The sequence below is a fragment of the Stenotrophomonas sp. YJH_SMC_4 genome (genome assembly GCF_059371575.1).
In genome coordinates this window covers 247,055-259,845 of sequence record NZ_JCAFUR010000002.1, presented here as the reverse complement: position 1 = coordinate 259,845, position 12,791 = coordinate 247,055, and the positions used below count along the sequence as shown (strand labels likewise).

11 protein-coding genes are annotated in these 12,791 nt (G+C 66.4%); 6 read left to right on the top strand and 5 right to left on the bottom strand.

The window, feature by feature from the left end; genetic code table 11:
- Positions 1–35: 35 nt before the first annotated feature.
- A complete protein-coding gene (locus tag AC5P9F_RS04705; RefSeq protein WP_005414514.1) occupies positions 36–1,964 on the bottom strand; it encodes a M1 family metallopeptidase in 1,929 nt (642 codons plus the stop codon).
- A gap of 270 nt (positions 1,965–2,234) precedes the next feature.
- Complete coding sequence (gene ubiE, locus AC5P9F_RS04700; protein WP_005411082.1) at positions 2,235–2,996, bottom strand: bifunctional demethylmenaquinone methyltransferase/2-methoxy-6-polyprenyl-1,4-benzoquinol methylase UbiE; 762 nt, start codon at positions 2,994–2,996, stop codon at positions 2,235–2,237.
- 80 nt (positions 2,997–3,076) lie between these two features.
- On the opposite strand from ubiE, the gene AC5P9F_RS04695 reads away from it, so the two are divergent.
- From AC5P9F_RS04695 to AC5P9F_RS04680, 4 genes are all read left to right on the top strand, one after another.
- The gene (locus AC5P9F_RS04695) at positions 3,077–3,529 is read left to right on the top strand and encodes a nucleoside deaminase (RefSeq protein WP_005411083.1); all 453 of its coding nucleotides are present in this window, start codon (positions 3,077–3,079) and stop codon (positions 3,527–3,529) included.
- A 198-nt stretch (positions 3,530–3,727) separates the two neighbouring features.
- Positions 3,728–3,988, top strand: coding sequence for a hypothetical protein (locus AC5P9F_RS04690; protein ID WP_005414515.1), 261 nt, complete (start codon positions 3,728–3,730; stop codon positions 3,986–3,988).
- A gap of 75 nt (positions 3,989–4,063) precedes the next feature.
- On the top strand, positions 4,064–4,399 hold the full coding sequence (locus AC5P9F_RS04685) for a hypothetical protein (protein ID WP_049461452.1): 336 nt from the start codon (positions 4,064–4,066) through the stop codon (positions 4,397–4,399).
- A 67-nt stretch (positions 4,400–4,466) separates the two neighbouring features.
- Positions 4,467–4,889, top strand: coding sequence for a low affinity iron permease family protein (locus AC5P9F_RS04680; protein ID WP_005411086.1), 423 nt, complete (start codon positions 4,467–4,469; stop codon positions 4,887–4,889).
- Between the two features lie 83 nt (positions 4,890–4,972).
- Here AC5P9F_RS04680 and smeF read toward each other — a convergent pair whose 3' ends face one another.
- The 3 genes from smeF to smeD all read right to left on the bottom strand — a co-directional run bounded on the left by smeF (position 4,973) and on the right by smeD (position 10,785).
- Positions 4,973–6,373, bottom strand: coding sequence for a multidrug efflux RND transporter outer membrane subunit SmeF (gene smeF / locus AC5P9F_RS04675; protein ID WP_012481298.1), 1,401 nt, complete (start codon positions 6,371–6,373; stop codon positions 4,973–4,975).
- 92 nt (positions 6,374–6,465) lie between these two features.
- Entirely contained in the window at positions 6,466–9,588 is a 3,123-nt protein-coding gene (gene smeE / locus AC5P9F_RS04670; RefSeq protein WP_164225390.1) for a multidrug efflux RND transporter permease subunit SmeE, read from the bottom strand.
- A 12-nt stretch (positions 9,589–9,600) separates the two neighbouring features.
- On the bottom strand, positions 9,601–10,785 hold the full coding sequence (gene smeD, locus AC5P9F_RS04665; protein ID WP_164225391.1) for a multidrug efflux RND transporter periplasmic adaptor subunit SmeD: 1,185 nt from the start codon (positions 10,783–10,785) through the stop codon (positions 9,601–9,603).
- Between the two features lie 224 nt (positions 10,786–11,009).
- Between smeD and smeT the strand changes: the two genes are divergently transcribed.
- Positions 11,010–11,669: an efflux transporter SmeDEF transcriptional repressor SmeT gene (smeT, locus tag AC5P9F_RS04660; protein WP_005411090.1), complete on the top strand. Its 660-nt coding sequence runs from the start codon at positions 11,010–11,012 to the stop codon at positions 11,667–11,669.
- 45 nt (positions 11,670–11,714) lie between these two features.
- Positions 11,715–12,707: a Gfo/Idh/MocA family protein gene (locus tag AC5P9F_RS04655; RefSeq protein WP_100438143.1), complete on the top strand. Its 993-nt coding sequence runs from the start codon at positions 11,715–11,717 to the stop codon at positions 12,705–12,707.
- Positions 12,708–12,791: the final 84 nt, after the last annotated feature.

The window sequence follows — 12,791 nt, the reverse complement described above, 5'->3', positions numbered from 1 at the left end:
GTGACCGGTTGCCAGCCAGCGGCCGGCACTACCGCTTACTTGGCTTCAGCCTTGGCCAGCATGTCCTGGACCGAGGCGGTGGTGATCGGGTGGTAGCCCGGCTTGGCCTTTTCGAAGGCCTGCTTGGCCAGTTCCAGACCCTTCGGGGTCTTCACCAGTTCGGCGTAGATCGGCAGGATCAGCTTGCGACGGCCGACGCGCTCGATGAATGCAGCCGCCCCTTCATTGGCCTGCTCGTAGCCGCTGCGGATCGCCAGCGGGTACCAGCGCATGGCGATCTCGCCATTGGGGGTGCCGGTGAAGTGGAAGGCCTTGTCCAGCGTGGCCAGCTTGTCCAGCGGCTGGGTCGCACCGAGGCCGTCGATGAAGCGCACCCATTCCTGGGTGCTCCAGTCGGCGATGACCTGGCTGCTGGGCACGGTACCGGCGCTGGCGAATGCGATGCGCGCGGTATCGACGCTGCTGAAGTTGCGCGACTGCGCCTTGGCCGCGAACGCCGGGATGCCCGGCTCGTCCAGCCACGCCTTCAGTTCGGCCTCGGTCACGGCCGACGGATTCTTCGGCAGCAGGTTCTTCTTCATGTACGCGACGAACTGGTCGGTGTTCGCGCTCTGGAAGGCGTGGTCATCGAACCAGCCCCGCAGGAACGGATCGAAGGTCTCGCGGCCGAAGCGCTGTTCCAGGAACTCCAGGAACCACGAACCCTTGACGTAGGCGACCTGGCTGAGCGCTTCGTCGGGATCACGCTCGTTCAGCGGCGGCAGCGCCAGTGCCTGGTCGGCCGGGCTCATGTCCTTCACTTCGGCCAGCAGGTCGGTCTGGTCGATCTGCTTCTCCATCTCGGCCATCTCCTTGCCGTACAGGGCTTCGGTGATGCGGCCCTGGACGTAGGTGGTGAAGCCTTCATTGAGCCAGATGTCCTTCCAGCTGGCGTTGGTCACCAGGTTGCCCGACCAGCTGTGCGCCAGTTCGTGGGCGACCAGCGAGACCAGCGACTTGTCGCCGACGATCACGGTCGGGGTGGCGAAGGTCAGGCGCGGGTTTTCCATGCCGCCGAACGGGAACGACGGCGGCAGCACCAGCATGTCGTAGCGGCCCCAGCGGTATTCGCCGTACAGCTTCTCGGCGGCACCGATCATCTTCTCGGTGTCTTCAAATTCCTTGGCGGCCTTGTTGACCATGGTCGGCTCGGCCCAGACGCCGGAGCGGCCGGAGATCGGCTCGAACACCAGGTCGCCGGCGGCGATGGCCAGCAGGTAGGACGGAATCGGCTGCGGCATCTTGAAGGTGTAGTCACCATCACGCGCGGCCTTCGGATCGTTGTCGGCGCTCATCAGCACCATCACGTCCGGGCGCGAGACCACGTGCGCGCTGTAGGTGAAGCGCACGCTCGGGGTGTCCTGCAGCGGCACCCAGGAGCGGGCATGGATGGCCTGCGACTGGCTGAACATGAAGGGCAGCTTCTTGCCCTCGGTCATCGACGGTGCCAGCCACTGCAGGCCCGATGCGGTCGGCGCGGTGTGGTAGGTCACTTCCACCTTGGCCGGCTGTTCCGGGGCCTCGATGGTCAGCTTGCTGCCGAACACCTTGTCAGCGGCGGCCAGCTCGAACTTCAGCGGGCTGCGCGCGCCATCGGCGGCGACGGCCTCGACCTTGGACACGGTCAGCTCGCGGGTGTCGAGCACCAGCTGCCTGGCGTCCTTCTGCTTCCATTCCAGGGTGTAGGTGGCGGTGCCGCCAATCTGCTTCTGGTCGAAGTCGAGCTTCAGATCCAGCGCGATGTCCTTGATGACGACCTTGTCCGGCTCGGCGTACGAGCTTTCGTCGTGGCTGCGGTTCTCGGCGTTCACGGGGGCGGCAGGGGCCTTTGCGGCAGTCGGGGCGGCGGCGGGCGCGGCCGCCTCCTGGGAGCAGCCGGCGGCCAGGGCCACGGCCAGCGGAAGGAGCATCAGCGGATTACGCATGAATCGGGACCGTTACGGGGATCAAACCCCAATGGTACCTCCCTCCGGCCCGGCAGGCGTTGCGCGGTGCGGGGTAATGGCAGGCAAGCCGATCCTGCGCCTCGGGCGCATGCCAACCAAGGTCGGCATCTACAGGCAGGTACCAACCTTGGTTGGCACGGATCCATCAACGCATGCGGCAGGCCCGTGCCGACCAAGGTCGGCAGCTACCAGATCGGATCACCGCAGCGGGCGAGCACCAACCACGGTTGGCACCCACCAGAGCGGGGCTTACAGCTTGTAGCCGGAGTGGATCGAAACGATGCCGCCGGTCAGGTTCTTGTAGTGGCAGCGCTCGAACCCGGCCTGCCCCATCATCGCCTTCAGTTCATCCTGCGGCGGGTGCTTGCGGATGCTCTCGGCCAGGTACTGGTAGCTGTCCGAGTCATTGGCGAACAGCTTGCCCAGCTTCGGCAGGATCTTGAACGAGTGGAAGTCGTAGATCGGCTTGAACCAGTCCGCGGTGACTTCGGAGAACTCCAGCACGCGGGCCTGGCCGCCCACCTTCAGCACGCGGTACATCTCGCGCAGGCCAGCGTCCTTGTCGGTCACGTTGCGCAGGCCGAAGGCGATGGTGACCAGGTCGAAGCTGTTGTCCGGGAACGGCAGGGCCTCGGCGTTGCACTGCACGTAGTCCAGGCCGAGCACCAGGCCGCGGTTGGTCAGGCGGTCACGGCCGACCGACAGCATGCCGGCGTTGATGTCGCCCAGCACCACCGAGCCCTCGGCGCCGACGCGCTCCTTCAGCAGGGCGGCGATGTCGCCGGTGCCGCCCGCCAGATCGAGCACGCGGTCGCCCGGCTTCACCTGCGCGGTGGCCACGTAGTAGCGCTTCCACGCCCGGTGCACGCCCAGGCTCATCAGGTCGTTCATCAGGTCGTAGTTGCGCGCGACCGAGGTGAACACCTGGCCGACCAGCTTCTGCTTGTCCTTGGCGGCGACGTCGCGGAACCCGAAATGGGTGGTACCGGCTTTGTAGGGGGATTCGCTCATGGCCCCGATTATCGCACCGCCGGGGGCCAGCGGCACCCCCTGCCCGTATCATGGCGGGCCACGACTTACCGGAGCCCCGCATGATCACCACGCCCGACTACCAGGCCCTGCTGCAGACCGCCATCGCCGAAGCCCGCCAGGGCCTGGCCGAGGGCGGCGTGCCGATCGGCGCAGCCCTGTACCACAACGACGGCCGCCTGCTTGGCTGCGGCCACAACCGCCGCGTGCAGGAAGGCGACCCGTCGGTGCACGGCGAGACCGATGCGTTCCGCAAGGCCGGCCGCCAGCGCCGTTACCAGGACACGATCATGGTCACCACCCTGGCACCGTGCTGGTACTGCTCTGGCCTGGTGCGCCAGTTCAACATCGGCACCGTGGTGGTGGGCGAATCGCGCACCTTCCAGGGCGGCATCGACTGGTTGCGGGAAAATGGCGTCAACGTGATCGACCTGGACAGCCAGGAATGCGTGGACCTGCTGGGCGGCTTCATTGCGCAGCACCCGGAGATCTGGAATGAAGACATCGGTGAATGATCACCACGCAGTGTCCTGTTGAACCCGTTTAATGAACGCTTCAGTGCCGGCACGCCCTAGTGCCGGCAGCGTTTGCGGCCATTGCCGTGAACCAGTGCACAGTCAGCTGCGCAACGTGCACACGCTGCGATAACACCCCGCCCGGCTGCCGCGCCTAGGGTGGGGTTACCGGGACTTCTTTCCCCGGCGGAGCCAGCCATGTGCGCGCACGCCGTACGACCTGCACCAGACTCGATCCTCGACCCGATCCGCGAACGCCTGCAGCGGCAATATGCACTGCACCGGCGCGGCGCGTTGTTCTGGACCGCCTACCAGCGCATGCAACTGGAGCTGGTCCGTCGCCATCCGCTCGACCACGAGCGCCTGTGCAACGCGATGGCCACCCTGGCCGAAGATCTCGGTGCCGTCGAGCACGCGCAGTTGATTGGACATGCCAACGCCAGCTCCACATCGCGCTGACGCGGCATGCACCGCCACATACGCCACACTCCGATGAACCCCCACTCCCTTTCCACTCAACCGAACTGGATTGTCATGCACGCTGAAGTCCCCACCATTCCTCCGGTCATCAACGTTGACGCCGAGCTGGATCACTGGCGCCGCCAACATGCCGAAGGCGCACTGCCGCAGAACTCGTTCGGCTCGTACGTGCCGTGGATCAAGTTTGCCTGCGATTCGCTGATCACCCAGCCGCGCGCCAGCGAGGCCGAACGTGACGAGATGTTCCAGACCCAGTACGCCCTGCAGATCATGCCGCGACTGAGTGAAGCCCAGGCCCGCGAATTCGTCGACCGTTGCTGGCAGCACGTCTACCAGAGCAGTCCGGTGCGCAGCCTGCAGGCACCGCGGCTGCAGCGCATGCGCGCCTGACCGCCGCTGCACGGCGCCTGCACGGGCCACTGCCGATCATCCTCGTCACCTGAGTGGGACGACGACGATGAAAGTACGAAACCTGTTCAATACGATCGCCAAGAAGGCCGCGGCCGCCACCGGCTCGCCGTGGACCTTCCTGGCTGCAGTAGCGATCGTGGTGATCTGGGGCATCAGTGGCCCGGTGTTCGGTTTCAACGACACCTGGCAGCTGGTGATCAACACCGGCACCACCATCATCACCTTCCTGATGGTGTTCCTGATCCAGCACACGCAGAACGCGGACACCGCCGCGATGCAGATCAAGCTGGACGAGCTGATCCGGGCGACGGCCGAAGCCAACAACGAACTGTTGGATCTGGAAGAACTGGACGAAGCGCGCCTGGAAGAGATCCGCGCCGAGTACGAGCAGATGGCGCGCGAAGCCGGCGATGCGCTCGCGCGGGTGCGCGCCTGCCATGCAGCGCGGCGCGACGATGAAGCGGTGTAGCAGGTCCTGAAATGACAATGCCGGCCAGCGGCCGGCACTACCATCGATCATCAGGGTAGAGCCGGCCGCTGGCCGGCTGCCCTTCAGCTGCGCTCGTGCCAGCCACCGCCCATCACCTTGTACAGGGTGATGCGGTTGGCCTGCTGCGCCAGCTGCGCCTGCAGCTGGGTCTGTTGTGCGTTGTAGGCGGTACGCCGCGCATCAAGCAGGGTCACGAAGCTGTCCAGGCCCGCGTCGTAGCGCGCCTGCGACAGGCGGTTGGCCTGTTCGGCCGCTTCCACCAGGCGCTGCTGTGAACTCACCTGCTCGTCCAGGCTGACATTCAACGCCAGCGCATCGGCGGTTTCGCGGAAGCCCACCTGGATCGACTTCTCGTACTGCGCCAGAGCGATATCACGATCCGCGTTGGCGATGGCCAGGTTGGCGCGCAGCTTGCCGCCCTGGAAGATCGGCAGCGTGATCTTCGGCAGGAAGCTCCACACGCGCGTACCGCTGTCGAACAGGTTGGACAGTTCGCTCGAACCACTGCCGATGCTGCCGGTCAGCGAGATGCTCGGGAAGAACGCCGCGCGTGCCGCACCGATATTGGCGTTGGCCGCCAGCAGCTGGTGTTCGGCGGCCATGATGTCCGGGCGCTGCAGCAGCACGTCGCTGGGCAGGCCGGCCGGCGGCGGTGCCAGTGCAAGCAGCTGCGGCTCGATGCTGTCCGGCAGCAGCGCCGGATCCAGCTGGCCACCGGCCAGCAGCGCCAGCGCGTTGCGGTCCTGGGCCAGCTGGCCACGCAGGCGTGCGGCGTCCGTACGCGCGGTCTCGACCAGGGTACGGGTCTGGGTCAGCTCCAGCGCCGAACTGCCACCACGTTCGTGGCGGGCCTCGGCCAGGCGCAGCGAATCCTCGTAGGTCTTCAGCGTGGCATCGGCGATCTTCAGCCGCTGCGCATCGGCACCGTAGGTCAGCCATGCGGTGGCCGTCTCGGCCACCAGGCTCAACTGCGCGTTGCGGCGGTTGGCGGCCACCGCGAAGTACTGCTGCAGCGCAGCTTCACTGAGATTGCGCACGCGGCCGAACAGATCCAGCTCGAACTCGGCCACGCCGACACCGGCGGTGAACTGTTCGTTGACACCGGCGTCGGTGCCCTGGCGCTGCATCTGGCCGGTAACGGCCACGCCGGGCACGCGATCAGCGCGCTGCACACGGTACTGGCCGCGCGCGCGCTCAACGTTGAGCACGGCCACGCGCAGATCGCGGTTGTTCTGCAGCGACTGGTCGATCACCTGCTGCAGGCGCGCATCGGTGAAGAAGTCGCGCCAGCCGACGGCGGCGACATCGGCCACCTCGCCCTGCGCGGCCTCGGCCGGCCACTGCGCCGGGATCGCCGGGGCGACAGCGGTGTTCTTCGGCACCAGGGTGGAGCAGCCGGCGAGCGCGAGCACAGCGGCAATGGAAAGGAACAGGGATGCACTTTTCATGGGAATGACTTCCATCGGTACTGCCGGATGGCAGGAGGTCATGCCGGCCAGCGGCCGGCACTACCGTTTCGACAACGCCAGCCTGAGGCCGGCATGACCGTTTCAGGTCACGTCGTGGATTTGCGCTTGAACACGCGCTGCACCACCACGAAGAACAGCGGCACGAAGAACACACCGAGCACGGTGCCGACGATCATGCCGCCGAGCACGCCGGTGCCGATCGCCTGCTTGGCGCCGGAACCGGCACCGGTGGAGATCGCCAGCGGTACCACGCCCATGCCGAAGGCCAGCGAGGTCATCACGATCGGACGCAGGCGGTCGCGCACGGCATGCATGATCGATTCGATCAGGCCTGCGCCCTTCTCCAGGTTCTCCTTGGCGAACTCCACGATCAGGATCGCGTTCTTGCTGGTCAGGCCCACCGTGGTCAGCATCGCCACCTGGAAGTAGATATCGCGTTCCAGGCCCTTGAAGGTATTGGCCAGCACCGCGCCGAGGATGCCCAGCGGGGCCGCCAGCAGCACTGCGGTCGGCACGCTCCAGCTTTCGTACATCGCGGCCAGGCACAGGAATACGATCATCAGCGAGAGCGTGTACAGCAGTGGCGTCTGCGAGCCAGCCTGGCGCTCCTGGTACGACATCGCCGTCCATTCGATGCCGAAGCCCGCCGGCAGCTGCTTGGCCAGCTGTTCGATCTCGGCCATGGCATCACCGGAGGCGACACCCGGGGCCGGTTCGCCCTGGATTTCCATGGCCGACACACCGTTGTAGCGTTCCAGGCGCGGCGAACCGTAATCCCAGTGCTTGGTAGCGAAGGCACTGAACGGCACCATTTCACCCTTGTCGTTCTTCACGGACCAGAGATCGAAGTCCTCCGGCACCATGCGGAACGGCTGGTCGGCCTGCACGAACACACGCTTGACGCGGCCACGATCGACGAAGTCGTCGATGTACGAGCTGCCCCACGCGGCGGCCAGCGTGCCGTTGATCTGGTCGATTGACAGCCCCAGCGAGATCGCCTTGGCCGCGTCGATGTCGATGCGGAACTGCGGCGTGTCCTCCTGGCCGTTCGGGCGCACGTTGGCCAGCTTCTTGCTGCCGGCGGCGAGGCCGAGCAGCTGGTTGCGCGCGGCCACCAGTGCCTCGTGGCCCTGGCCGCTGTTGTCCTTCAGGAAGAAGGTATAGCCCGAGGCAGTGCCCAGTTCCGGGATGGCCGGCGGCGGGAAGGCGAAGATGAAGGCATCCTTGATCTGGCCCAGGGCCGCCATCGCGCGTCCGGTGATCGGCATCACACCATTGTTGGCGTCACGCTCGCTCCAGTCCTTCAGCTTGACGAATGCCATGCCGGCGTTCTGGCCCATGCCGGCGAAGCTGAAGCCCTGCACCGAGAACACCGAGTCCACCGCATCCTTCTCGTTCTGCAGGAAGTGGTTTTCCAGCGCCGCGATCGATTCCAGCGTACGTTCCTGGGTGGCACCCACCGGGGCCTGCACCAGCGCCATCAACACGCCCTGGTCTTCGTTGGGCAGGAATGAGCTGGGCAGGCGCACGAACAACACGCCCATCAGCACGAACAGCGCCGCCACGATGCCCATGAAGCGCCACGGGCGATGGATGATGCCGCGCACGCCACGCTGGTAGCTTTCGCTGGTGCGGTCGAATCCACGGTTGAAGCCATTGAAGAAGCGACCGGCCAGGCCGCGGTGGGCGACGTGGTGCTCACCTTTCTTCAGCGGCTTGAGCATGGTCGCGCACAGCGCCGGGGTCAGCACGATCGCGACCAGCACCGACAATGCCATCGCCGAGACGATCGTGGCCGAGAACTGGCGGTAGATCACGCCGGTGGAGCCACTCATGAAGGCCATCGGCACGAACACCGCCGACAGCACCAGGCCGATGCCCACCAGCGCGCCGGTGATCTGGCCCATCGACTTGCGGGTCGCCTCGAGCGGCGACAGTCCTTCCTCGGACATGATGCGCTCGACGTTCTCCACCACCACGATGGCATCGTCCACCAGCAGGCCGATCGCAAGCACCATCGCGAACATGGTCAGCATGTTCACCGAGAAGCCGAGCATGGCCAGCACGCCGAAGGTACCCAGCAGCACCACCGGCACGGCGATGGTCGGGATCAGGGTGGCGCGGAAGTTCTGCAGGAACAGGTACATCACCACGAACACCAGCACGATCGCTTCGATCAGGGTCTGCACCACGCCCTTGATCGACACGCGCACGAACGGGGTGGTGTCGTACGGGACCTCCGCCTTCAGCCCGGCCGGGAAGAAGCTCTTCATGTCTTCCAGCGCGGCATTCACACCAGCAGCGGTATCCAGCGCGTTGGCGCCGGTGGCCAGGGTCACCGCCAGGCCGCTGGCCGGCTGGCCGTTGTAGCGGGTGACGAAGTCGTAGGACTCGGCACCCAGCTCGACGCGGGCGACATCCCCCAGGCGCAGCTCGGCACCGTCCTGCGCACCGCGCACGATGATGTTGCGGAACTGTTCCGGGGTCTGCAGGCGCGACTGCGCGTTGATGGTGGCGTTGAGCTGCTGGCCCTTGATCGACGGTGCACCGCCAAGCTGGCCGATGGCCACCTGCGCGTTCTGTGCCTTGATCGCTGCGGTCACTTCCGCAACCGACAGGCCATAGGTATGCAGCTTGTTCGGATCCAGCCAGATGCGCATGGCGTACTTGCCACCGAACACCTGGATGTTGCCCACGCCCGGCACGCGGCTCAGGCGATCGACGACATTGGAACCGACGTAGTCGGCGATGTCGTTGGCATCCATGCTGCCGTTCTCGGACACGAACGCGATGACGTTCAGGAAGCCCGAGCTGGACTTGGCCACGTTGATGCCCTGCCGCTGCACTTCCTGCGGCAGCAGCGGCATGGCCAGCTGCAGCTTGTTCTGCACCTGCACCTGGGCGATGTCCGGGTTGGTGCCGCTCTCGAAGGTCAGGGTGATGGTGGCCTGGCCGTTGGACGAGCTGTTGGAGGAGAAGTAGATCAGACCATCAAGGCCCTTCATGTTCTGCTCGATGATCTGCGTCACCGAGTCCTCGACCACCTTGGCCGATGCACCCGGGTAGGTGGCGCTGATTTCCACCGCCGGTGGTGCGACGTTGGGGTACATCGAGACCGGCAGCTTGAACAGGGCCAGGCCGCCGGCGAGCATGATGATGATGGCGATCACCCACGCGAAGATGGGTCGATCGATGAAAAAGCGTGCCATGGGGTTCTCCGCTTACTTCGCGTCGCCGGCCGGGGCGGCAGGCTGGGCGGCCGCTGCCGGCTTGGCCGGAGCAGCGCCCTTCTCGGTGGCCTTGACCGGCATGCCGGGGCCGATCTTCTGCAGGCCTTCGACAATGACCTTGTCGCCGGCCTTCAGACCGTCCTCGACCAGCCACTTGTCGCCGACCGTGCGGCTGACCTTGACCGGGCGCACTTCGACCTTGTTGTCCTTGCCGACCACCATCGCGGTCGTGTCGCCCTTCGGATCGCGGGCGATGCCCTGCATCGGTACCAGCACCGCATCGCTGCGCACGCCGCCGCCGATCACCGCGCGCACGTAGGTGCCCGGCATCAGCAGGCCGTCCGGGTTGTCCACCTTCACGCGCAGGCCGAAGCTGCCGGTGGCTGGATCGACGCTCACTTCAGAGAACTCCAGCGTGCCCTTGTGCTCGAAGGTGCTGCCGTCTTCCATCAGGATGCTGACCGGCAGCGTCTGGTTGTCCTGCAGGCGGCCGGCAGCAAGTTCGCGGCGCAGCTGCAGCAGCTCGGCCGAGGACTGGGTCAGATCGACGTAGATCGGGTCCAGCTGCTGCACGGTGGCCAGTGCATTGGCCTGGCCGGCGCTGACCAGCGCACCCTGGGTAACGCTGGACTTGCCGATGCGGCCGCTGATCGGCGCGGTGATGCGGGCATAGCCGAGGGTGACGTTGGCCGCGTCCAGCGAGGCCTTGGCGGCACCGACATCGGCCTCGGCCTGCTTCTGCGCGGCCACGGCGTTTTCCAGGTCCTGCTGGCTGACCGCGTCGACCTTGGCCAGCTCGGTGATGCGCTTGGCGCTCAGGCGCGCGGCGTTGGCCGTGGCTTCGGCGCGGGCCAGCTGGGCGCGGGCGCTGTTGGCCTGGGCGCGATAGCTGGCGTCCTCGATCTGGTAGAGCGGCTCGCCGGCCTTGACCATGCCGCCTTCGGTGAACAGGCGCTTGGCAACGATGCCGTTGACCTGCGGGCGCACTTCGGCGACCAGGAAGGCGGTGGTACGGCCCGGCAGTTCGCGGGTCAGGCCCACGGTCTCGGACTTCAGCGTGACCACGGTGACGTCACCCGGGCCCTGCTCGGGGGCCTGGGGTTGGCCGCCGCAGGCAGCCACGGCTGCGGCGATGGCCAGCGACAGTGCAAAGGGTCGGATTCGGCTCAGCAACATGACGGAAAGGCTCTTGAAGGAAAGGATCTCAGCCGGCGCTGATACGGCGGACCCTTCGACCGGTAAAGGTGAAGACCGTGAGAACAGCGCCCACCCGGGTGGAGCGGGAGCCGGACCGGCCTGCCACGCACACGACGGGAATGATGGGAGCGAAATATACATACATGCTTGTTTGTTTGTAAACCGGTACAATTCAGCCACGTTTCACCCGCACTCGTACCTACATGGCCCGCAAGACCAAAGAGGACACCCAGGCAACCCGGGAAGGCATCCTTGACGCCGCCGAAGCCTGCTTCCATGAACACGGCGTGGCCCGTACCACGCTGGAGATGATCGGCGCCCGCGCCGGCTATACCCGTGGCGCGGTCTACTGGCACTTCAAGAACAAGAGCGAGGTGCTGGCCGCGATCGTCGAACGGGTGCACCTGCCCTTCATGCAGGAACTGGAGCGCACCTCGACCGACCAGCGCGACACCCCCGTGCACGACCTGCGCGCGGTGATGATCCACTCCTTCATCGAGCTGTCCGAAGACGAGCGCCTGCGCAAGACCATGGAGATCATGCTGCGCAGCGATGCCTCGGCCGACACCAGGGTGCTGACCGAAATGCAGCAGGCCGGATTCCGCGATGCGCTGGACCGGATGGAGCGTGCCCTGCGCCGCGCCCGCGATCTGGGCCAGCTGCGCGAAGGCGCCGACCCCAAGATCGCCGCGCGCATGCTGCATGCCACCGTGCTGGGCGTGCTGCACGGGGCGATGGTCGAACCGGACCTGATGGACCTCAAGCGCGACGGCATGCTCGCACTGGACATGACCCTGGCCGCCTACGTGAAGGACGGCGTGTTCGTGCCGGGCACTGTGCCCGAGCCGCTGCCCGAAGCGTGAGTGGCGCTGCTGCCGCCACCGCCGCGCCCATCTGAGGACAGCCCCGTGATCCTGGACAACGTGGTGTGGGGCTTCATCGGCTGTGGCAGCGTCACCGAGAAGAAGAGCGGCCCCCCCCTGGCCAGCACACCCGGCTCACGGGTGGCAGCGGTCATGCGCCGCAATGCGGGATTGGCCGAGGATTATGCGCGGCGCCACGCGATTCCGCGCTGGTACGCGGACGCCGACGCACTCATCGCCGATCCGGAAGTGAACGCGGTCTACGTGGCAACGCCGCCCTCGACGCACATGCATTACGCGCTGCAGGCGATCGCCGCGGGCAAGCCGGTCTACATCGAAAAGCCGATGGCCATGGACCACGACGAGTGCCAGCGCATCATCGCGGCCAGCGCCCGCAGCGGCGTGCCCGTGTTCGTGGCCTACTACCGCCGTGCCCTGCCCCGCTTCGCACAGGTGAAGCAGCTGCTGGACAACGGCGCGATCGGAACGCCGCGCAGCGTGCGCGCCATCCTGCATCGGCCGCATTCGGCGAATGCCGCATCGCCCGACTTCTGGCGGACCAATCCGTCGATCGCCGGCGGCGGGCTGTTCGTCGATCTGGGCTCGCATACCCTGGACCTGCTCGACCATCTATTGGGGCCGCTGAGCGACGTGCGTGGCCTGGCCAGTTCGCTGACCGGCGCCTACGCCGCCGAGGACAGTGTCTCGATGTGCTTCCGTACCGGCAGCGGGGCGCACGGCATCGCGCAATGGAGCTTCTGCGCGTTCCGGCGCCTGGATGAGGTCGAGATCACCGGCGACCGCGGGCAGCTGCGCTTTGCCACCTTCGAGGACGTTCCAGTGGTTCTGGAGACCGAAGCGGGCATGCAGGCATTCGACATCCCGAACCCGCCATCGGTCCAGCAGCCATTGATCGTCTCCCTCGTGGACGAGCTGCGCGGCAACGGCCGTTCGCCCTCGACCAGCATCAGCGCCGCCCGCACCAGTGCGGTGATCGACCAGGTGCTGCGGGACTACCGCACCCGGCAATCGCGCTGACCGCACAAGAAAATGGCCGCCCTGCGGCGGCCTTTTCTGTTGCAGCGGGCGGGGTCAGAGCCCTCGCTGGGGCGAGGGATCCGA

What these genes read in the sequence shown, in the direction of transcription:
- smeD (WP_164225391.1), bottom strand. Translation starts at nt 10,785, where the DNA reads ATGTTGCTGAGCCGAATCCGACCCTTTGCACTGTCGCTGGCCATCGCC.
- smeF (WP_012481298.1), bottom strand. Translation starts at nt 6,373, where the DNA reads ATGGAAGTCATTCCCATGAAAAGTGCATCCCTGTTCCTTTCCATTGCC.
- smeE (WP_164225390.1), bottom strand. Translation starts at nt 9,588, where the DNA reads ATGGCACGCTTTTTCATCGATCGACCCATCTTCGCGTGGGTGATCGCC.
- AC5P9F_RS04695 (WP_005411083.1), top strand. Translation starts at nt 3,077, where the DNA reads ATGATCACCACGCCCGACTACCAGGCCCTGCTGCAGACCGCCATCGCC.
- AC5P9F_RS04705 (WP_005414514.1), bottom strand. Translation starts at nt 1,964, where the DNA reads ATGCGTAATCCGCTGATGCTCCTTCCGCTGGCCGTGGCCCTGGCCGCC.
- smeT (WP_005411090.1), top strand. Translation starts at nt 11,010, where the DNA reads ATGGCCCGCAAGACCAAAGAGGACACCCAGGCAACCCGGGAAGGCATC.
- AC5P9F_RS04690 (WP_005414515.1), top strand. Translation starts at nt 3,728, where the DNA reads ATGTGCGCGCACGCCGTACGACCTGCACCAGACTCGATCCTCGACCCG.
- AC5P9F_RS04685 (WP_049461452.1), top strand. Translation starts at nt 4,064, where the DNA reads ATGCACGCTGAAGTCCCCACCATTCCTCCGGTCATCAACGTTGACGCC.
- ubiE (WP_005411082.1), bottom strand. Translation starts at nt 2,996, where the DNA reads ATGAGCGAATCCCCCTACAAAGCCGGTACCACCCATTTCGGGTTCCGC.
- AC5P9F_RS04680 (WP_005411086.1), top strand. Translation starts at nt 4,467, where the DNA reads ATGAAAGTACGAAACCTGTTCAATACGATCGCCAAGAAGGCCGCGGCC.